This window comes from Salinisphaera sp. Q1T1-3 (assembly GCF_003602005.1).
In the GTDB taxonomy this organism is placed as follows: Bacteria; Pseudomonadota; Gammaproteobacteria; order Nevskiales; family Salinisphaeraceae; genus Salinisphaera.
In genome coordinates this window covers 115,622-136,118 of record NZ_QZWD01000001.1, presented here as the reverse complement: position 1 = coordinate 136,118, position 20,497 = coordinate 115,622, and the positions used below count along the sequence as shown (strand labels likewise).

14 protein-coding genes are annotated in these 20,497 nt (G+C 63.6%); 8 read left to right on the top strand and 6 right to left on the bottom strand.

Annotation, left to right across the window (positions count from 1 at the left end):
- Nucleotides 1–4 precede the first annotated feature (4 nt).
- The 4 genes from D3260_RS00540 to D3260_RS00525 all read right to left on the bottom strand — a co-directional run bounded on the left by D3260_RS00540 (nt 5) and on the right by D3260_RS00525 (nt 4,909).
- Nucleotides 5–1,090 (bottom strand): dipeptidase, encoded by a 1,086-nt coding sequence (locus tag D3260_RS00540; protein ID WP_199671294.1) that lies wholly within the window; start codon nt 1,088–1,090, stop codon nt 5–7.
- A 2-nt stretch (nt 1,091–1,092) separates the two neighbouring features.
- Entirely contained in the window at nt 1,093–2,361 is a 1,269-nt protein-coding gene (cqsA, locus tag D3260_RS00535) for an alpha-hydroxyketone-type quorum-sensing autoinducer synthase (protein ID WP_120096555.1), read from the bottom strand.
- Nucleotides 2,362–2,543: 182 nt separating this feature from the next.
- Nucleotides 2,544–3,554, bottom strand: a complete 1,011-nt coding sequence (locus D3260_RS00530; protein WP_120096553.1) for a response regulator — start codon at nt 3,552–3,554, stop codon at nt 2,544–2,546.
- Nucleotides 3,551–4,909, bottom strand: coding sequence for a HAMP domain-containing sensor histidine kinase (locus tag D3260_RS00525; RefSeq protein ID WP_120096552.1), 1,359 nt, complete (start codon nt 4,907–4,909; stop codon nt 3,551–3,553). Before D3260_RS00525 ends, D3260_RS00530 begins: the two co-directional genes overlap by 4 nt.
- Before the next feature lie 201 nt (nt 4,910–5,110).
- Here D3260_RS00525 and D3260_RS00520 point away from each other — a divergent pair, with 201 nt between their 5' ends.
- The 4 genes from D3260_RS00520 (at nt 5,111) to D3260_RS00505 (ending at nt 13,055) form a co-directional block, all read left to right on the top strand.
- A complete protein-coding gene (locus D3260_RS00520) occupies nt 5,111–7,519 on the top strand; it encodes an EAL domain-containing protein (protein WP_120096551.1) in 2,409 nt (802 codons plus the stop codon).
- Between the two features lie 119 nt (nt 7,520–7,638).
- The gene (gene imuA / locus D3260_RS00515) at nt 7,639–8,448 is read left to right on the top strand and encodes a translesion DNA synthesis-associated protein ImuA (RefSeq protein WP_120096550.1); all 810 of its coding nucleotides are present in this window, start codon (nt 7,639–7,641) and stop codon (nt 8,446–8,448) included.
- Nucleotides 8,449–8,451: 3 nt separating this feature from the next.
- Complete coding sequence (locus tag D3260_RS00510) at nt 8,452–9,912, top strand: DNA polymerase Y family protein (RefSeq protein WP_120096548.1); 1,461 nt, start codon at nt 8,452–8,454, stop codon at nt 9,910–9,912.
- Complete coding sequence (locus D3260_RS00505; RefSeq protein ID WP_120096547.1) at nt 9,909–13,055, top strand: error-prone DNA polymerase; 3,147 nt, start codon at nt 9,909–9,911, stop codon at nt 13,053–13,055. Before D3260_RS00510 ends, D3260_RS00505 begins: the two co-directional genes overlap by 4 nt.
- Here D3260_RS00505 and D3260_RS00500 read toward each other — a convergent pair.
- Nucleotides 13,022–14,338: an MFS transporter gene (locus tag D3260_RS00500; protein ID WP_120096546.1), complete on the bottom strand. Its 1,317-nt coding sequence runs from the start codon at nt 14,336–14,338 to the stop codon at nt 13,022–13,024. The genes D3260_RS00505 and D3260_RS00500 overlap by 34 nt on opposite strands.
- Before the next feature lie 291 nt (nt 14,339–14,629).
- On the opposite strand from D3260_RS00500, the gene D3260_RS00495 reads away from it, so the two are divergent.
- The gene (locus tag D3260_RS00495) at nt 14,630–16,768 is read left to right on the top strand and encodes a potassium transporter Kup (protein ID WP_120096544.1); all 2,139 of its coding nucleotides are present in this window, start codon (nt 14,630–14,632) and stop codon (nt 16,766–16,768) included.
- 658 nt (nt 16,769–17,426) lie between these two features.
- Here D3260_RS00495 and D3260_RS00490 read toward each other — a convergent pair.
- A complete protein-coding gene (locus tag D3260_RS00490) occupies nt 17,427–18,257 on the bottom strand; it encodes an aldo/keto reductase (protein ID WP_120096543.1) in 831 nt (276 codons plus the stop codon).
- Nucleotides 18,258–18,579: 322 nt separating this feature from the next.
- On the opposite strand from D3260_RS00490, the gene D3260_RS00485 reads away from it, so the two are divergent.
- The 3 genes from D3260_RS00485 to D3260_RS00475 all read left to right on the top strand — a co-directional run bounded on the left by D3260_RS00485 (nt 18,580) and on the right by D3260_RS00475 (nt 20,482).
- The gene (locus D3260_RS00485) at nt 18,580–18,900 is read left to right on the top strand and encodes an MGMT family protein (RefSeq protein ID WP_120096542.1); all 321 of its coding nucleotides are present in this window, start codon (nt 18,580–18,582) and stop codon (nt 18,898–18,900) included.
- 147 nt (nt 18,901–19,047) lie between these two features.
- The gene (locus D3260_RS00480; RefSeq protein WP_120096541.1) at nt 19,048–19,413 is read left to right on the top strand and encodes a putative quinol monooxygenase; all 366 of its coding nucleotides are present in this window, start codon (nt 19,048–19,050) and stop codon (nt 19,411–19,413) included.
- Nucleotides 19,414–19,438: 25 nt separating this feature from the next.
- Nucleotides 19,439–20,482, top strand: coding sequence for an alpha/beta hydrolase (locus tag D3260_RS00475; RefSeq protein ID WP_120096539.1), 1,044 nt, complete (start codon nt 19,439–19,441; stop codon nt 20,480–20,482).
- Nucleotides 20,483–20,497 lie beyond the last annotated feature (15 nt).

The following is a 20,497-nucleotide window of genomic DNA, read 5'->3' as shown; positions in this document are numbered from 1 at the left end:
CGGCCTATTCGCCCCAGGTTTGCGCCAGCACGCGCAGCCAGTTGTCGCACGTCAGCCGCGCGATGCGCGACTCGTCATGACCGCGCTCACGCAGGGCGGCCACAAGCGTTTGCATGTCGGCTCCGTCGCGGATCGGCGAAGCCTGGATACCGTCGAAGTCCGAGCCCAGGCCGACGTGCGCGTCGCCCATGATGTCGATCATGTGATCGATATGGTCGACCATCACCGAGACCGGCGTATCGGCGCTGGTACCGCCATCCGGCCGAAGAAAATACGTGCCGAAGTTGAGACCGACCACCCCGCCGGAATCCCGAACCGCGCGCAGCTGATCGTCGGTCAGATTGCGGGTATGAGGGCAGAGCGCGTGCGCGTTGGAATGGCTGGCGACAAGAGGGGCCGTGCTGAGGCCGGCCACGTCCCAGAAACCCTGGGCGTTGAGATGTGACAGATCCACGGCGATGCCACGCTCGTTGCAGGCCCGAACCAGGTAGCGCCCCGCCGACGTCAGTCCCGGTCCGATATCCGGGGACCCCGGAAAACGAAACGGTACACCGTGGCCGAATGCCGTGGGCCGACTCCAGACGAGGCCCAGAGAGCGCAGGCCCGCGGCGTAGAGCGCATCCAGGGTATGACACTCGGTATCGATGGCTTCGGCGCCCTCATAGTGCAAAACCGCCGCAACGGCGTTATCCCGTCGCGCTGCTTGGATTTGTGCGACCGTCGTGCAGACACGAAACCGGCCGCCGGACTGCTCGGCGAGCCGATGCAGCAGACCGGTCATGGCCAGGGCCGAGGGCAGCACCTCGCCTTGGCTCATGGCCGGCGGCGCCGGCGTGTCGTAGCCTTTTGTCGTGCGCTTCGGGCCCCGCATGGCCGATGACGGCGATGGCACGAACACCGCGAACAGACCGCCGACGAAGCCGCCCGATATCAGCCTCGGCAGATCGAGATGCCCCGTGCCACGCCCCTCTAGAAAGGCTTCGACAGCCCGTTCCGAGGACTGATCGACCAGCCGCAGAAGCATGTCGTTGTGACCGTCGAAGATCGCCACCGGCGAGCCGCTGTCGCGTACGTTTTCCTCGGTCGGCACGATCAACCCGCGCGGCTGGCCATGCCGGCGTCTTCGCTACGCTGGCGACGCTTGGTCGACGGCCAGTTGGCCATGTCCACCATCTCGCGGATTTCTCCGCAGACCGTAATGACGTGATCCAGCTGGTCGTGCGTGAGAGCCGCGTTGACCGACAGCCGGATGAGGGACCGCTTGGCCGCGGTGGCCGGCGCACAGAACACAGACCCGAACACGCCGCGCGCTTCCAGCGCGTCGCGCAGGACCATGGTCTGCTGTTCGGCACCGGCCTCCAACGCCACGATCTGCGACTGGCTGTCAGAGACGTTGTAGCCCAGTTCGTCGAGTGCGGTGCGCAGATAGGTTGCGTTGGCATGCAGGCGCCGCCGCGCGATATCGGCATCCCGGATCAGATCCAGTGTCTTGGCCAGCCCCGCGACTTCCGCCGGCAGCAGTGCCGAGGAGAAGATCGCCGGGAAAGCGTTGTACTTGATGAACTGACGCAGGCGATCGCTGCAGGCAATCAGCCCGGCCCGGCCGGCGAAGGCCTTGGCCAGGCTTGCCGTCACGAAATGCACTTTCGACTGCAGACCGAGCTCGGCGACCATGCCGGCCCCGTTCGGGCCGTGCGTACCCAGCGAGTGGGATTCGTCCACGATCATCACGCAGCCGGTACGATCGGCGGCATCCACGATTTCGGCCAGCGGCGCCACGCTCCCGTTGGTGCTGTAGATCGAATCGATGATCACGAGCCCGGCACCGTGACGCTCGATCTGCGAGGCCAGATGCGAGGCGCTGTTGTGACGGAACGGACGCGGCGTGAGGCCCGCAGCCTGCACGCCCTGCCACAACGAGGCATGGGCCATCATGTCGATATAAACCGGCGTTTCCGGTGCACTGATCGACTGGATCAGGCCGACATTGGCCGCATAGCCGGACTGGCACAGCAGGCTCGACTCCAACCCCATCCAGGCGGCCATGTCGGCCTCGAAGTCGTCCTGGGCATTCTCGCCGTGCAGATAGACCGCCGACATCACCATCGTGTTGTCGCTATCGGCCAGCTTGTCGATCTGGGCACGCGCGATCTCGGGACGATCAGCCAGCGACAGATAGTCGTTGCTGACTAGCATGATGGCGTCCTCGCCCGGCGCGATGCCGTGCATGATATGGCCACCGTTCCATGTCTTTTCGACGCGCTCGCGGAAATAGACATCGACGTGCGTGCGCAGAAAGTTCGGCTCGACGGCGTTGTCGGCAGTGCAAGACTGCGTAGCATGGGCTTGTGACAATTTCATAACGACCCTCGTGGATTTGTGATCAGAAAAACAATGACAAAAACAACCAGCCATCAGTATATAACCGGCTGGCACATGAATCTGAATTGTCTTCAACAGACGCCGCGACGACAATGCACCGGGGCGTCAGGAAATCTCATCACAAGGCCATGCTGCCTCACCCTTGCCTCACCGGCGCCGCTCTACATCAGCGCGTAGCCGACGGTATCGAGCCATTCCAGAAATGCCTCGTAACTCGGCCTGGCCTGACTCATCAACGGATCGCTGACGGGGAACACGGCCCAGTATCGGGCGCCGAGCGCGTGACCCGACACAGTCGGTACAACGCTGTGTTCGCGCCAGTTGGCCATGTCGTCTCGCGTCAACGCCGGATCGCACAGCCGCGCCCCGCTTTCGATTTCGGCCACGGCCGAGTCCGGTAGCCCCAGGGCAGCCAGACGCTGCGCTTCGGCAGCGCATTCGCGCGCGTCGAGCGCCACAAGCCGCTGCACACGTCCAGCAGCGTCGGCAAACAGCATGCCCGGCGGTTCATCGGCGAGATAGTATTCGATCATGCCGTGATCCCGCGCGAGCGCATCCAGCAGGCTCGGGGTCGCCGGATCCGAGAGGATCGGCGGCGTGCGCATGGAGAAGATATCCGCGGCCGCGACGAACAGATCGCGGATGTATTCGCGCTGGAAGCTTCGTATCGCCTGGTTCAGGGTGTCGTAGACCGCACGTTCCTGTTTGCGAATGTACTGATCGATCACGCCTTTGTTGAAGGCATCCACGGCCACGGATTCGGTCGCCACGCCGGTGAAAAGGATCTTCTTGATATGCGGATCATTTATCCGGCGACAGAACTCGATGCCGTCGATCTCCGGCATCGCGTAATCGACCAGCACCACCGAGACCTGCGAGAAACGCTCGCTTGATCCCATCTCCTGCTGAATCGCGTGGCAATCGATTTCCAGAGGCCGCGGCGTCGTCCCCGCATCCGAACCGGCGGATGTGCGCTGGAAGAAACGCTCGCGTGACGCACTGCGCCCGTTGTGGGCGGTGAGATAATCCAGGGCCTTGCTGGTCGAATCGAACAGCAGATACGCGAGATCGGAATCGAGCTGCAGACTCAGATTGCCCAGAAAATCGATGTCGTCGTCGACGAGCACGATCTGGGTCGGATGGAAATAAGGGGCGATGTCTGCGTCTTTCATAGGTCTTGGGGGTCCGGTAACCGGATGATGAATTCTGCGTATTCGCCCTCGACGGACTGGCAGATGATCTGTCCGTAGAAACTCTCGATGACTACGCGTGCGAAGGCAAGACCGATGCCGGTTCCCTGTCCACGGGGCATGCCGGAATAGAACCGGTCGAAGATTCGCGGCAGCGTCGCCGCGGGAATGCCCGGGCCGGTGTCCCGGAAATGCAGCTCGTTCATGCGCTCGCCGCGACGACGCAGACTCCAGATGCTGATCCGGCCGCGGCCGGAACGCGCCAGTTGATACAACGCGTTCTTGAGCAGATTGAACAGCACATGAACCATCAGCACGTGCGTGCCCTGGAAGACGAAGTCGTCGCCGGCCCGCCATTCCACGAGCGCACGTTCCTGCGTGGAATGGAACGGGTAGCGATCCAGGGCCTCATCGACGCACTGGTTGATGCTCACCCGCTCGAACGAGCGGCTGTCGATCGCCGTCCGGCTCGAGTTGACCAGCAGCATGTCGAGAACGGCGCCGGTGTATTCGGTCTCGCTTTCGATGCGATTGAGCACCGCGCTGATCTGTTCGAAGTGCGCACGTCGGATCATCGGGACATCGAGTCCGTGATCCCGAGCCGCCTGATATCCCTGGATCAGGGTCGGAATATAATTGTTGAGCCCCCGTGCCCCGCTTCTGATCCCCAGAAGCGGCGTTCGCAGCTCATGCGCCATGGTGCCGACCGCATCGGTGATCGCCGAAAGCTTCTCGCGTGCGACGAGCTCGGTCTTGTAGTTGAAAGCCGTACCGGAGGCAAGGCCGAAGAGATAGATCCAGAACAACGCCGCCACGGGTAACGGCGGGTCCACGATCATGCCCCCCGAGGCCTCGAACACGAGCCAGGCCGCGCCGGCGCCGATGAAGGCCAGCAAGAGACTCATCAGCCAGTCGTAGACGAGGATCACCATCACCATCACGGCCGCCATGGTAGAGATCGCCCACAGCGACGAGAAGTTGTTGATCAACGACATGTAAATGAAAAAAAACGGCAGCTCGAACACGAGAAAGACAATCCAGTACACCGGCAACACACGGCGCCAGAGGCGGCCCTGCATCTGTTGCTCGAACAGCATGGGCAGCGATAACAGAATGCATGCCAGGCGCAGCTCCAGATTCTCATGGGGCTGCGGATAGATGAATTTCCAGAGAATGAAGTAGATCGGCTGGCCGAGAATCTCGAACAATGCGAACAGCTTCATGTTCGCCCGCGAGTATTCCACGCTCAGGCGCACCGAGCTCAGCAGACGCAGCCATATGCGTTGCAGCCCGGTCCGCAGCCAGCGTGCGATTGCCCTGCCATTCATACTGCTCATATAGCCGCACGCAGCATTCGCCGGGGCCGCTCGGCTTGATTCGGAGTCATCTGCATCGGTTCGGACAAGCCGATTTCCTTTGTGTTTTTAAGTATACTCGGTCTGTCTGACGCTCTGTCGATATCTAATGGCCTACTTGCATTTTCCGCTCTTGCCGGTGTTCGGCCCGGATCCAGCCGTCGATCCCGTCCGGACCGATCGATGACCGGCCGGATTCGATCGTGGGTGGCCAGCGGCTTGCTGTGCGTTCAACTGGTCGCACTGGTCGGCATGTTCTGGGCGCCGACCACGTGGCGCCCCGTCTCGCTTGCCCTGGTCGTGATCTGTGGCCTGGCCGGCATGCTGCTATTCGTGATCGACCAGCACAGCCAGGCCCAGCGGCGCCACGATGACGCCCACCGGCTGGCCTACTGGCTGGCCGATATCGATCTCGACAGCCAGACTACACCGCGACTGACCTGTCCGATCGGCCCGGACGCCCAGGCTCTGGCCGACGCGGCAACCCGTCTGGTCGTCCATGTGCAGGACTACCGGGAAAAGCTGCTTCAGCGCCACCAGCGCATCCAGCGCCTGCTGCGCAACGTCACCGACGTGCTCTATCACGCCGATGCCCAGGGACGTATTCGCTGGATCAGCGATTCCGTCACCGACATGCTGGGTTACTCGCCTCGCGAACTCCAGGATTATCCACTCGAGAAGCTGCTGGCTGATCCGGCCCATGATCTGCGTCATCTGCTCGATAGTGAACGCATCGAGCGGCGCCCGATTCGGGTGATCCGCCGGGACGGCAGCTATGCCTGGTTGCTGGTATCGGTGCGCCGGCTCGACAATGCCGCGGGCGTGACCACCGGCAGCGAAGGCATCTGTCGCGACGGCACCCGCCTGATCGAGACCCAGCGTCAGCTCGATGTCGAAAAGGAGCGTGCCCAGGTGACTCTGGCCGCCCTCGGCGATGGCGTAGTCACCACCGACAGCCGCGGTATGGTCGATTTCGCCAACCCCGCCGCCCAGCAGATCTTGATGAGCCGTGAGGATCAGCTCGTCGGTCGGCACTTCGACGAGGTCTGCAAGCTCCAGGATGCAGAACAGAATCAGCCGGTTACCGGCCTGATCGACGAGGTTCTGGACAGCGGCGTGACGCGCGATCCAACCCGCACCCTGCGCGTCAAGGGAGAAAAGGCCCGACGCGAGTCGCGGCGCTGGGTGACCATCAATGTCTCGCCCATCCACGCCAGCGCCGACGGTGCCGAAGGCACCGTGGTGGTATTGCGCGACGTCACCCGTCTCTATCGCGTTTCACGCGAGCTGACCTATCAGGCCAACCACGACTCACTGACCGGCCTGCTCAACCGCCGCGCCTTCGAACAGCAGCTGTCCAGCATCATCGAGAACGTGGGCCGCGAGAATCGTCGCCACGCGCTGTGCTATATCGATCTCGACCAGTTCAAGCTCGTCAACGACAGCTGCGGCCATCACGCCGGCGATGCCATGCTGCGCCAGCTGGCCTCCCGCATCGGCGCCGAGCTGCGCGGTGGCGACATCCTCGCGCGTCTCGGGGGCGACGAATTCGGCTTGATCATGAAGAACACGACCCTCGAGACGGCCGAGCATGTCGCAGAGCGGCTGCGGGTATGGATCGAGGGTTTCCGCTTCCACTGGCAGGGCCGCATCTTCCGGCTCGGCGCAAGCATCGGCCTGGTCGTCATCGAGGCCGATTCCGTCAGCGCCGCCGAACTGCTTCGTCAGGCCGATACCGCCTGTTATGTCGCCAAGGAACGTGGCCGCAATCATGTGCAGGTCTATCAGCCCGACAGCGACGAGGCACGCATGCGCGATTACGACATCGAGCGCATGCAGCAGATCAGCGAAGCCCTGGAGCACACCGGTTTCAAGCTCTTCGCCCAGCCGATCTACCCGCTGGGCGAAGACACCAGCCAGCTGGGGCTCGAGCTCCTGCTGCGCCTGGGCGGTGACGGCCAGGATGCCGGCTCGCCGCAGAACCTGCTGCTGGCGGCCGAGCGCTACAGCATGGCGCCGCGCATCGACCGCTGGGTGATCGAGCACGCCCTGGATCTGATCTCGCATCGCCAGAACGAGCTGACCAACATCGGCTATTACAGCATCAACATCTCCGGGCAATCGATCACCGACGAACAGTTCATCGGCTTCGTACGCGAATGCATCGAAACTTCCGGAGTGGATCCACGGCGTCTGGTCTTCGAGATCACCGAAACCGCCGCCGTGACCAACCTGCAACGCGCCGGTGAACTGATGCGGTCACTGCGACTGCTCGGTTGTCGCTTCGCACTCGACGATTTCGGCAGCGGGCTGAGCTCGTTCAGTTATCTCAAGCACCTGCCTTCGGATTTCGTCAAGATCGACGGCAAGCTCGTCAGCCGGATGCTCGAGGACCCGGTCGAGCACTCCATCATCGAAGCCATCGGACGTGTCAGCAACGCGCTTGGCCTGTTGACCGTGGCCGAACACGTCGAATCGCGCGAGCAGTTCTCTGCGCTCAAGCAGATCGGTATCGACAACGTACAGGGCTATTACGTGGGCCGCCCGCTGCCTTTCGAGCAGATCCAGAACCGCCACACCGCGCTCGTCTGAGCGCATGGTGATCGGCGCCGACGGCCGTTTTCGCGGCTGCCGATCGGCTGATCAATGACTTGAACACGATTGTGCCCGAGCTCTGGTCAACGCCCGAAAAACTGTATATAAATACAGTTATGCAATCGCATGATACGTCCTCAAGACAAGCCGATATCGCCGCCCTGGCGCGTCGCTTGTACAAGCACGGCGTCCATCGAGCCAGTCAGGCCGGCCGATTGGCGACCTGTTCGACCGGCTGGCCTGCGCTTGATCGGATACTGCCGGGGCGCGGCTATCCGTTGACCGGCGTCACCGAATGGCTGATCGAACAGACCGGCATCGGCGAATTCGGATTTCTCCTGCAGGCAATGGCGCCGCGCCTGGCGGCTGCGCCGCAAACCCGCCTTGTCCTGATCAACCCCCCGCATCATCTCAACGCCCTCGCGCTGGAGGCCCATGGCATCGATCGTGCCCGGCTGCCGATCATTCGATGCGAGCGCGCCGGCGAATGTGTCTGGAGCGTTGAGCAGCTCGCCGAGGCCGGCGGTCTCGTCGGACTGGTGCTCTGGGAACAGCAACTGGACAGTGCGGCGTTGCGTCGCCTGCAACTGGCCAGCGAAAAAGCCGGCTGCCCGGTTTTCGTCTATCGCGCGCTGGCCGCGGCACGTCAGCGTTCGCCGGCCGCCCTACGCCTGGCTCTGACAAGCCGTCAGGGGCGTCAGCGCCTGGAAGTCATCAAATGCCGGGGCCCCGCCGGGGCCCGCATGGACGGATTGACGGTCGATCGCGACACGCCCTGGCATGCCCCGCCGCCGATAACCGGACTGGCACGCGTGGCGACGACACCGGCGGACAACGATGTAGAGCCGCCGGCTGTGCCTTCCAGTCACGACCGATCCCGGCGACATGCCGGGTTCCGGGCAGACCGGGATGACCCGCCGGAGTGACCCATGTGGCTGGCCCTGCGTTTCAGACACTGGGCGCTGGATTGTCGCATCACGCCCGAGGCATCGGATGGCGGGGCCGGCATGCTCGTGACCGAGACCACGGCACAGCGCCAGCGCATCGTGGCCGCCGACCCTGTGGCGCTGGCCGCCGGCGCACGAAACGGGATGGCACTGGCCGACGCCCGTCTGCGCCTGCCCGAGGCGGTGCTGCATGAACGACACATAGCACTCGAAAAGACAGCCATGGTCCGACTGGCTGGCTGGGCCTGGGGCTACAGCAGCCAGTTGCATTGGGCACTGGCCGGCGGCGACAAGGTCACATGCACGCACCTGATCATGGAAATCGGCGCCAGCCAGCGTCTGTTCGGGGGACGTGCCGCCCTGTGGCAGCGGATCGAGACAGACCTGACCCGGATGGGCTATCGCTATCGGGCCGGCCTCGGCGAAACCCCCCAGGCCGCTCTGGCTTTTGCCCGGGCCGATGAGAGCATCCGACGCCGGCGCTGTCCGGACGAGCTGTCCATCGCTTGCCTCGACCTGTCGGCCAACGTACGGGCCACGCTATCGGCCAGCGGGTTGCGCCTGGCCGGCGAACTGTTCGCCCTGCCCAGCGGCACACTGATCCATCGTTTCGGTCCTGAACTGTCGGCCTATCTCGAGCGATTGCGAGGACAGCGACCGCACGGGCTTGCCTTGTTTCGTCTGCCGTCACGCTACAACACCCGACACGAACTGAATGCCGCTGTCGACAGCACACAGGGGCTGGTATTCGTGCTGCGTCGGGTATTCGATGCGCTGGCCGGTTTCCTGCTAGGTGCCGATAGCGCAATCCAGACACTGCGCCTGTCTCTGATCCACGAACGGGAACCCCCCACCCGACTGCAACTCGCCCTATCGGCACCGACCCATGATGCTCGTCATCTCGAGCACGTTGCCCATCAGCGCCTGGAACGTGTGCAACTGGTTGCACCGGTTGTCGGGCTCCGACTGGTCAGCGACCGGTTGCGCCGATCCCGCCATAAACAGGCCGGTTTCTGGCCACAACCCGGCCAGGACAATGGCGACGACGACAGCTGGCCTGCCGTGCTCGATCGACTTCGCGCACGTCTTGGACACGAGGCCGTGCAATGGTTGCACCAGATCGACGACCATCGCGCCGAGCATGCCAGTGTCTATCGAGACCGACCGCCGTCGGCTGTCGCCACGCCGTCTCAGGCCAGCGATCCGCTGCCCCGCCCGCTCTGGCTCTTCGAATCGCCTCGACCGATCTCCGACCGGGCATTGACGCAGTGGTGCTGGCTCCATGGCCCCGAGCGCATTGAAAGTGGCTGGTGGCAACAGGGCCAGCGACGCGATTATTACCGTGTACTCGACACCCGCGGGCGACTGCTCTGGGTCTTTCGAGACCTGGAAGCCACCGACCGCACCACAGCATATTACTACGTCCACGGGCTGTTTGGATGAGCGGGTACCGGAAAGATGATCAATCACATGACGTTTATTACGCAGAGCTTTGTTGTGTCAGTAATTTTTCTTTTCATTTCGGCGCATCGCATCCGGAGGAGATGATCGAGCGCGCGGCGCGTCTCGGGTATGACGCGATCGCCCTGACCGATGAATGCAGCCTGGCCGGTGCGGTACGCGCCCTGACCGCCAGCGAGCAGCACGGCATCAAACTCATCCTCGGCACACGGATCACGCTGGTCGAAGGCCCCACGGTTGTCGTGCTGGCACGCAATCGGGCCGGCTATACCCAGCTGTGCCGCCTCATCACCAGAGGACGCAATTGTCTCCACAAGGGCCAATATCGTCTGGCGCGTGCTGATCTTAACGAGCTGGGCGCCCACGACTGCTGGCTTGTCGTGTTGCCCGATTACGCTCGAGCGCCCGAGCCGGCACTGCACGACCTTCTCGGCTGGCTGAGTGTCGAGCGCCCCCATGCCGGTTGTCTTGCGCTGGCCCTGCATCGAGGCCCTCACGACGCACTCCACGTGGAACGCCTGTACACGCTGGGATCGCGCCACGGTCTGCCGGTCGTGGCCGTGGGTGATGCCTGCATGCACGCGCGCTCGCGCCTGATGCTGCAGAACGTGTTCACCGCACTCAGGCTTCACACCACGGTTCAGGCCGCCGGCCAACGCCTGGCAGCCAACGGCGAACGTTATCTGCGAGCGCGCCATACTCTGGCAGCGATTTATCCAGCCGAGACGCTGGCTCGGACGCGGCGCATCGTCGACGGCTGTCATTTCAATCTGCGGGATATCCGTTACGACTACCCGCACGAGGCCATTCCGCCGGGCATGACTTCAAGTCAGTTCTTAAGAGCGGAGGTTGAAAAAGGTGCGGTAACTCGTTGGCCAAGCGGTATTTCTCACAGGGTCCGCCAGCGCATCGAGGACGAGCTGTCGGTGATCGAAGAGCTGGGCTATCCGCATTATTTCCTCACCGTCTACGACATTGTCCGGGAAGCCCGGCGGCGCGCCATCCTTTGCCAGGGGCGCGGTTCAGCCGCCAACTCGGCTGTCTGTTTCTGTCTCGGCATCACCGACGTGGATCCGGCAAGACACGAGCTGCTGTTCGAACGCTTCATCTCGCGCGAACGAAACGAGCCACCGGATATCGATGTGGACTTCGAACACGCACGTCGCGAAGAGATCATTCAGCACATCTATGCCAAGTACGGTCGGCATCGCGCCGCGCTCGCAGCCACGGTGATCCGTTACCGGCCTCGCAGTGCCATGCGCGACGTGGGCCGGGCGATGGGCCTGTCCGCCGACCAGATCGATGTCGTGGCCAGCGAGCTGTCCCAACGTGCCGATGATGGTTCACTGGCCGAGCAGCTGGCCGCACGCGGCGTGCCACTCGATGCCGACCTGCTGCCCCGAATACTGTCGCTGGTCGACACGCTGCTCGGTTTCCCACGCCATCTGTCCCAGCATGTCGGTGGTTTTGTGCTGAGCCAGCCCCCGCTTGCCGAACTGGTGCCCGTGGAAAAGGCAGCCATGGCCGAACGTACGATCATCCAGTGGGACAAGGACGATCTGGAGGCCGTGGGTCTGATGAAGATCGACGTGCTCGCGCTCGGGATGCTCAGCTGCATCCGGCGCTGTTTCGATCTGATCCAGGGCTATACCGGACGTCTGCTCAGCATGGCCGGCATCCCCGGACGCGACCCGTCGACCTACGCGATGATTCAGGCGGCCGACACCATTGGCGTCTTCCAGATCGAATCGCGGGCCCAGATGACGATGCTGCCGCGTCTGCGACCCGAGAAGTTCTTCGATCTGGTCGTCGAGGTCGCCATCGTGCGCCCTGGCCCGATCCAGGGCGGCATGGTGCATCCCTATCTGGCAGCTCGCCAGAAGACGCCGGATCAGATCGTGTATCCGAGCGAGGCCCTGCGCGGCGTACTCGAGCGCACGCTGGGCGTGCCGATCTTTCAGGAGCAGGTCATGAAAATCGCGATCGTGGCCGCCGGTTTCACAGGGGACGAAGCCAACGGCTTACGCAAATCGATGGCGGCCTGGAAGAAACAGGGCGGCCTGGAGCCCTGGCGCGACCGACTGAAACGCGGCATGGCCGAGCGTGGCTACGATGACGCCTTCGCGGAGCGGATTTTTGAACAGATCAAGGGATTCGGCAGTTACGGCTTTCCCGAGTCGCACGCGGTGAGTTTTGCGCTGTTGGTCTATGTCTCTGCATATCTGAAGTGTCATTATCCGGCTGCGTTCACCGCGGCCCTGCTCAATAGCCAGCCGATGGGATTCTATGCCCCGGCCCAGCTCGTGCGGGACGCACGTCGCCACGGCGTAACGGTTCGCCCACCGGATGTACGTTATGCGGCGGTCGAGTGCACACTCGAGTCCGTACCGGGGGCGCCGGCAACGCGCCAGACCCGGCCGGCACTGCGGCTTGGCCTGAATCGTGTCAAGGGATTGTCACCGGTCTCTGCCGAGCGCATCGTCGCGGCCCGCGCGGCGGGCGCTTTCACCAGTATTGCCGACCTGGTCCAGCGTGCCCGTCTGGACCACCGCGCGCGCAACGCCCTGGCCCGGGCCGATGCTCTGATCGGGCTGGCCGGACATCGACATGCCGCGCAGTGGCAGATCGCAGCCACCGAGGTACAGAACGATCTGTTCGCCGATATCGAGCCCCCGCCGGAGCCGGCCGTGACGCTGCCGGAACCCACGGAAGCCACGGGCATCATGGCCGATTATCACAGCACCGGGCTGACGCTGCGCCGTCATCCGCTCGCGCTCATACGACGCGATCTGGCCGCACTCGGGGCGATGACCGCGGCCGTATTCAACCGGCTGCATCACGGTGCCCATGCTGAAGTCGCCGGCATCGCCACGATGCGACAACGCCCCGGTAGCGCCAAGGGCGTGACCTTCGTCACGCTGGAGGACGAAACCGGCACGATCAATATCATCGTGCGCCGCGAAGTGCTGGCCCGGTTCCGTGTCATCGTTCTCTCGGCCCGCCTGATGCGGGTCCGCGGCATCATGCAACGCGCCGGCACGGTCATGCATTGCCTGGCGCATGAAATCATCGATGAGACAAACCGGCTTGGTCAGTTGCAGACCCGCTCGCGTGATTTCCGCTGAGAATCGACCGGCCCATCACGATCCGGCCGGGCCATGTTGAGCGCCAGCGCGCCGAGCGCGGACAGACCACTGACAGCGAGAGTGACCAGGATGAGCCAGGCCAAGGCATAGGTCGCGTGCGGGCCGGCAAGATGATTGATCTCCAGCGGCAAGAGCGCGCCGAACAGCCCCGACAGGCTGGAAACCAGTGCCACCCCGGTATAACGGCGCGGTGCGTCAAAGGCATCGGCCAGCAGTGTCGGCAGACCGGCATAGGCAATCCCCAGTGCGCCGATACAGGCCGGTACGAGTAGAAAGGCCCAGTTCACGGAAACCAGAGCCAGCAGCACCAGAACGCCGACAAAGGCACCACTCGCGGCGAGTGCGCCGAGCGTGACAACCCCCCAGGCGGGCATGTCGTGTAGAAGGCGGGCGCCGATACCCAGGCCGACCAATCCCCCCACGGCTGACAGCACGACGCCAGCCAGATAGAGCAGCCCCGGCACATCCCATTCCGGACCGGCGTAATGCACTGCGAACAGACCGTGAAAGAACGTCAGCGCCGAGGCCAGCAACGCACTGGCGACGCCCCAGAACAAGGCAATGCCGAACCGATGCACCGGCGTATCGGTGTGAGCGCACGAGGCCGGACGCTCGGCCGGGGCGCGATCGGGCACCACGAAGGCGATATAAAACGCGACGGGCAAAAAAATCAGGGCGCCCAGAAACGGGACACGCCACGGCCATGTTTCGGTCGAGGTAGTGGGCAACAGAATAAACAGGGCGACCGCGCCAATGGTGCCGAGCATGGCAAGCGGTAGCCCCAGCTGCGCGATGGCGGCAAGGCTGGGTCGACCCGGCACGGCCTGCTCGGCGGCCAGCACCATGCCCCCGCTCCAGGCGCCACCGAGACCGAGGCCGGTCAGTGCTCGACAGAGCACGAGCACCGGCACCGCCCAGCCGGCGGTCGTCGGCAATGCACCGATCGCACCGGCGCCCAGCGCGCTGAGTGCAACCGCAGCGGCCAGGGCATGGGTCCGCCGCCCGCGATCCCCCCAATACCCGAAGATCAGGGCGCCGAGCGGTCGCATGACATAAGCCAGAAGCCAAAGGCCGACCAGACTGGCCAGCGCCTGGGATGCCGACGCTTGCGGAAAGAACAGTGGGCCGAAATGCGCAAGCGCGACAATCGGAAAGATCAGGAAATCGTACCAACCGGCCAGAGCAGCCAGAGCAGCGCCCCACCCCGAGTGCCCCGATGCATTGTCTTGCGATGGATGATCTGGCGCAGTCGCTGCCGTCATGAAGTGATCCCGGAAAAGATAATGAAGATTCAAACGCTGGCCGCTCCGCCTATCTCATGTGCGAGGTGGCGGTAATAGACCGAGTAATGAATCTTACGCTCGATGCGCAACGTCGTAGGATACGGTCTTGGGCGTTGGCAGACCGCGCTGGCCACTGTCCCGGCGCCTGAAACGACACAGCACGGCACGCGCCGCCGGAATACGGCATTCCAGCGGAGCAAGATCCGGGCGTCGCGGCCTCGATCACCACCGTATAGTGTTCATCAATCTGCTCTGGAGTGACCGGACCGCATGCCTGACGACAAAGACCCCGCCCGCCCGGACGAGACTGACGAGACCGCCCCCCAACCCGATGCCCATTCAGGCAAGGCCGCTGGCCGGCGCGAGGCAGAGGCCGCTCGTACCGAGTCGCAGGCCCCGGATGCGCGCGCCAAAGACGCGGAAAAGCAGACCGAGGCCAGCTCGAACAAGAGCGAGCAGGAACAGATCGCGCAGGCGCATCCGCCCGAGGAGCAGGCCGAGAGCGAAGAGGCCGAAGAACGTTCTCTCGGCCCGAAACGACTGTTTGCCCTCGGGCTCGCGGCCCTCGGCGTATCTTATGGCGACATCGGCACGAGTCCGCTCTATGCCCTGCGCGAATGTTTTCACGGCTCCAGCAATCTCGTACCTGATACGGCGAATATTCTCGGCATCCTGTCGCTGATCTTCTGGGCGCTGATCCTGGTCGTCTCGACCAAGTACATGCTGTTCGTCACCCGGGCCAACAACAACGGCGAAGGCGGCATGCTGGCGCTCGTCGCGTTGCTCAACCCGTGGCGACGCAATGCCGGCCCACACTCGAAGTGGCTGCTGCGCCTGGGTGTTTTCGGCAGTGCTCTGCTCTACGGCAGTTTCATGCTCACCCCGGCGATTTCCGTCTCCAGCGCCGTGGAAGGGCTCAACGTCGCCACCGATGTCTTCAAGCCCTATGTGATCCCGATCACGATCGTGATATTGGTCCTCCTCTTCGCGATCCAGTCACGCGGCACGGAAACGGTCGGGCGCTTCTTTGGCCCCGTGATGGTCGTCTGGTTCAGCGTGCTCGCTCTGCTCGGCATTTACGGCATCGCCCACGAGCCGAGCGTGCTCCAGGCCATCGATCCGCTGCGGGCGGCGGGTTTCTTCGTTGCCAACGGCGGCACCGGCTTCATCGTCCTCGGGGCGGTCTTCCTGGTGGTCACCGGCGGCGAAGCCATGTACGCCGACATGGGCCATTTCGGTCGACGTCCGATCCAGCTGGCCTGGTTCGGGCTGGTCCTGCCGGCCTTGCTGCTCAATTACTACGGCCAGGGCGCCATGCTCATCGACTCGCAGGGTCAGTCTGCGAGCCAGCCGTTCTACAATCTGGCTCCGGACTGGGCCCTGTATCCGCTGGTCGCCCTGGCGACCCTGGCCACCGTCATCGCCTCGCAAGCCGTCATATCCGGCGCGTTCTCGTTGACGCGACAGGCTGTCCAGCTCGGCCAGCTGCCCCCGATGCGGCTGTTCCAGACCTCATCCGAGGAATACGGCCAGATCTATGTGCCGACGCTCAACTGGCTGCTCATGCTGGCCACGATCGGTCTCGTACTGGGCTTTCGCTCATCGACCAATCTGGCCTGGGCCTACGGCGTGGGCATTTCGTTCGCGATGACCATCACGACCGTGCTGGCCTTTTTCATCATGCGCGAACGCTGGCAGTGGTCGATCTGGATCGCCGCCCCGGTCACCGGTGCCTTTCTACTGATCGATCTGCCTTTCTTCGGCGCCAATCTGTTCAAGGTGCCGCACGGCGGCTGGTTCCCGGTGCTGACCGCCGTCATCGTATTCACACTGATGAGTACGTGGCGACGTGGCCGGGAGCTGCTGCGCCAGCGTCTGACCGAAAGCGATCGCGATGAACCCGAACCCCTGACGACATTCGTGGCTGGCCTGGCCAACGATCAGACGATCCGTGTGTCGGGTACCGCGATCTTTCTGACCAGCAGCGACGCCGGCACCCCGCCGATGCTGCGTCATCATCTTCAGCACAACCGCGTGTTGCACAAACAAGTCCTTCTGATGACCGTGCGCACCGAAGATGTGCCGCGTATCCCGGCTGCCGAGCGACTGACGATCGACGACCTCGGTCAGGGGGTATATCGCGTGATCGCCCGGTATGGCTTCATGCAGAATCCCAACGTACCGGTCGCGGTTCGTTTCGCCGAGCAGTTCGGCATCGAAGTCGACATGACCGAGGCAACCTTCTATGTCGGCCGTACGACCATCATCCCGACCGACGAGGTTCCGGGCATGATGCTCTGGCGCGAGAAGCTCTTTGCCTTCATGGCGCGCAACGCCATCCAGCCGATCGCCTATTACAAGGTGCCGCCCCAGCGCGTTGTCGAACTGGGACTGCGCGTCGAGATCTGAACGCTTGAATCGCCACCGGCCGAGGGAACGACGTCCGGGCGGCCGCCCATGGCGATCTTTCATAGGCGCTCCAACCTCGTCAAAACAGGCGTCCCAGCGTCCAAACACGACGGTCATTCTGCGTTTTGGCCAACTGGCACAGAACCGCACGCCGTGCATGCTGCGCCTCGTCTTCTTGCCCCTGGCCGAACGCACGGCACGCCGGACGCGCCCTCGGGCCGGTTAATGTTTCGCACGTGACCGCGTTGCCGCGCAAAACCGGCCAGGCAAGGCGCATGGCCTCAGCCTTGGTCATTCCAGGGTCAAACCGTGCAACGCCGCATGGCCGGTTTCTGGGCACAATCCGACGGGACGGCGGTCATTTTCCGCAATCCGGCGTTGTCGTTCGCGACGGTAGAATGACTTACGTACGCGCCCGATGCCTTGTCTTGCAAAAAAATGAGCGCCGGCGCGGCGCACGCGAGACGTGTTATTAATCCGGCACCAGAACAGCTGACGACGTCAGCTGTTTTCAACGCCATCGAAAGAAACGCCGGCACTTGTCCGTCTTTTCATTTTCAATGGCTTCACGGCCGTTGGCCGTGGCGCGCGTGCTTTCGCACACGCGCGTTATCAACCCGAGAAATCATCTATTTTTATGCCGGGTTAATAACAGGCCCTAGTAAATACTCAGCGCACTCGGCCCGGTCGGCGGGTCAAAAAGCGAATCGAGCGTGGCCAGATCCGCCGCGTCGAGCGTCCAGTGCATTGCCTCGGCGTTTTCGGCGACACGCGCCGGGTCGGCGGATTTCGGGATCGGCAGTACGCGTTTGTGGGACGCCAGCCATGCCAGACAGACCTGGGCCGGCGTCATATCGCGCGCCGTCGCAAAATCGACCAGCTCCCGATGGCGCAGCAGTGCACCGCCATCGAACGGCGAGTAGGCCATCGTCACGATGCCACGTTCATCGAGCCACGGCAGCAGGTCCCATTCGATGCCCCGCTGATCCAAGTTATAGAGCAGCTGATTGGCCTGCATGGCACGGCCGCCGGCATCAAGGAAGGCCTGGCTGGCGGCCAGGTCGAGGTTGCTGACACCGTAGTGGCGGATCTTGCCGTCGACCTGCAGGCGCTCGAAGGCCGCGACCGTTTCGCCGAAGGGCTCGCGACCCTGCCAGTGCAACAGATACAGATCGAGACAATCCGTGCCCAGGCGCGAGAGGCTGGCCTCGCAGGCACGGATGGTGGCCTCGAAACCGGCGTTGCTCGGCAATACCTTGCTGACCAGATAGGCCTCGTCGCGCCGGCCAGCGATCGCTTCGCCGACCAGCGATTCAGCGCGTCCGTTGCCATACATTTCGGCCGTATCGATCAAAGTCATGCCCTGATCCAGACCTTCGCGCAGAGCCGCGATCTCGCGATCGTGCGTGGCCGGATCATCGCCGAGATACCAAGTGCCCTGGCCCAGGGCCGCGACTTCGTCGCCGCCCGGCATACGGATGGTCTTCATGAAAATCAAACGCTTCGGGTTGTGTGCCCCGAGTCTGGCGCCTGCCGGCCGTCATCACAAGACGCGAGCCCGCCGATGAGCGTCGTAGCAGCCCAGGGCCTGTCAGCGCCCCCTCATCGAATGATTCTCGGCGGCGGAACCGGTCGGGCAAGCGCGCCAGATCAGAAATCCGACGGCAATACAGCGTTCTAGCAGGATGCGCAGAACGACTGCGCGGCGCCTGCTACGCCTCGTCTTGCCGCACAACAGCGCTTGGCGCGGACTCGCACGAAACCTCAACACGCCCTAGCATGCGTCTTGCGTGTTTCGTTCCGGCCAAGGCATGACTTCAACCGAACGACGTTTTTCCGAACGTGTCTATGCCGTCGTGGCGCGCATCCCGCGTGGCTGTGTCGCGACCTACGGAGACGTGGCCGCCGAGATCGGCCAGCCGCGGGCAGCACGCCAGGTCGGTTATGCCATGCATCGTTGCCCGCAATCGCTGCCCTGGCATCGCGTCGTCAATGCCAGGGGGCGGATCTCGTTACCGGTCGACAGTACATCCGGTATCGCCCAGCGACGCCGGCTCGGTGACGAAGGCATCGTGTTCGTCGGTGGTCAACTGGATCTGGCACGTCATCGCTGGGATCCGGCACTCGACTGAGCGTCCGGGCCAGCGCGTTGCCCTCGCGTCCGTATTCGCCGAAGACGGCACTGCCGCGATACGCCTGATGCGCTCGTTCGTCGGCATGACACGAGTCATCGGCAAACGGTAGGCTGACAAGATCTCTTTTCTCAGACGAGCAGCCGCATGGCCGAACTGACTGATACCGGTGTTTCGTTCACCCCCTACTTCGATATTCCGGCGGCACGCATGGATGCGTTCATGGCGCTGGTCGATCGGTTCATTGAAGCCACCCGGACCGAGTCCGGCTGTCTGTACTATGGTTTTTGCTTCAACGGATCACAGGCCATCTGTCGCGAAGGCTATGTCGACGGCGATGCCTTCCTCGTGCATCTGGACAACGTCGGCGCCCTCTTTGCCGAGGCTCAGGAGATCGCAACCGTGTCACGAATGGAAATGCACGGCCCGGCAGCCGAGCTCGCCAAGTTGCGTGAACCGCTGGCCGAACTCGATATCACCTGGTACACGCTCGAAGCCGGTTTCCGGCCTTGAGGCCGTGGGCGTCTGAGTGTCCACGATGAGTACGACACGACAACGCCTCGAAGCCACCGGCGCCCGCTTGCTTCTTGGCCTGCCGACAGCCGCCCTGCGCCTGGTCGCCGGCCGACCCATCGAACGCGACGGGCAAAAGCTCGACCCGCAGGCGCAGATGGTGCTGCGTCTGCTCGCCTGGCGCGGTGCCTCGCTCGGCGGCCGCGATGTGGCCACCGAGCGCCGTCTGATGAAGGCGCAATCGGGCACCCTCGGGCCGCGAACGACGGCCTCGTTTCACGTCGACGAGCTGTCACTGGCCGGTCCCGCCGGCGCGCTGGCCGCACGTCGCTATCGCATCGCGGGATCGGAAGAAGAGACGGCACAGCCGGCGATCGTGTTCTTTCACGGCGGCGGCTTCGTCGTCGGCGATCTCGACACCCACGACGCTGTATGTCGCGCCCTGGCCCATCATGCCGGCTGTACGGTCATCGCGGTCGACTATCGGCTGGCCCCCGAAGCACCGGCACCGGCGGCTGCCCACGATGCCATCGCCGCTTTTCGCGATATCGCCACCCGCAGTGCGATGCTCGGCATCGACAGCAACCGTCTGGCCGTGGCCGGCGACAGTGCCGGCGGCAATCTGGCCGCGATCGTTGCTCAGCAGACGCGCGACGATGCCTGTACACCGCGCATCCAGGCTCTGTTCTATCCGGTCGTCGATTTCGCGATCGACCATCCATCCAAGTCACCCTTCGATGCCGGATTCGTGCTCGAAAAAAAGTCGATGGACTGGTTCGAGGCACATTATCTGAATGCCGAACAGGACAAGCGTGATCCGCTGATCTCGCCGATTTACGGCGCGATGAACGGCGTCGCCCCGGCCTATGTCCAGACCGCCGGATTCGACCCGCTCCGGGACGAGGGCGAAGCCTACGCCGCGTTACTCCAGGCCGCTGGCGTGCCGACGACGCTGGTTCGGGAATCCGGTCTATATCACGGCTATCTGAACATGGCCGGCGGCATCGACCGGGCCGATGCCGCCTTGCGGCATGGCGCGCAGCATCTCAGACGGTGCCTGCACGACTGAGACGAACGTCTTGCG

Coding starts and splice junctions, on each gene's coding strand:
- cqsA (WP_120096555.1), bottom strand. CDS start 2,361: ATGAAATTGTCACAAGCCCATGCTACGCAGTCTTGCACTGCCGACAAC.
- D3260_RS00530 (WP_120096553.1), bottom strand. CDS start 3,554: ATGAAAGACGCAGACATCGCCCCTTATTTCCATCCGACCCAGATCGTG.
- D3260_RS00525 (WP_120096552.1), bottom strand. CDS start 4,909: ATGAGCAGTATGAATGGCAGGGCAATCGCACGCTGGCTGCGGACCGGG.
- D3260_RS00520 (WP_120096551.1), top strand. CDS start 5,111: ATGACCGGCCGGATTCGATCGTGGGTGGCCAGCGGCTTGCTGTGCGTT.
- imuA (WP_120096550.1), top strand. CDS start 7,639: ATGCAATCGCATGATACGTCCTCAAGACAAGCCGATATCGCCGCCCTG.
- D3260_RS00510 (WP_120096548.1), top strand. CDS start 8,452: ATGTGGCTGGCCCTGCGTTTCAGACACTGGGCGCTGGATTGTCGCATC.
- D3260_RS00505 (WP_120096547.1), top strand. CDS start 9,909: ATGAGCGGGTACCGGAAAGATGATCAATCACATGACGTTTATTACGCA.
- D3260_RS00500 (WP_120096546.1), bottom strand. CDS start 14,338: ATGACGGCAGCGACTGCGCCAGATCATCCATCGCAAGACAATGCATCG.
- D3260_RS00495 (WP_120096544.1), top strand. CDS start 14,630: ATGCCTGACGACAAAGACCCCGCCCGCCCGGACGAGACTGACGAGACC.
- D3260_RS00490 (WP_120096543.1), bottom strand. CDS start 18,257: ATGAAGACCATCCGTATGCCGGGCGGCGACGAAGTCGCGGCCCTGGGC.
- D3260_RS00485 (WP_120096542.1), top strand. CDS start 18,580: ATGACTTCAACCGAACGACGTTTTTCCGAACGTGTCTATGCCGTCGTG.
- D3260_RS00480 (WP_120096541.1), top strand. CDS start 19,048: ATGGCCGAACTGACTGATACCGGTGTTTCGTTCACCCCCTACTTCGAT.
- D3260_RS00475 (WP_120096539.1), top strand. CDS start 19,439: ATGAGTACGACACGACAACGCCTCGAAGCCACCGGCGCCCGCTTGCTT.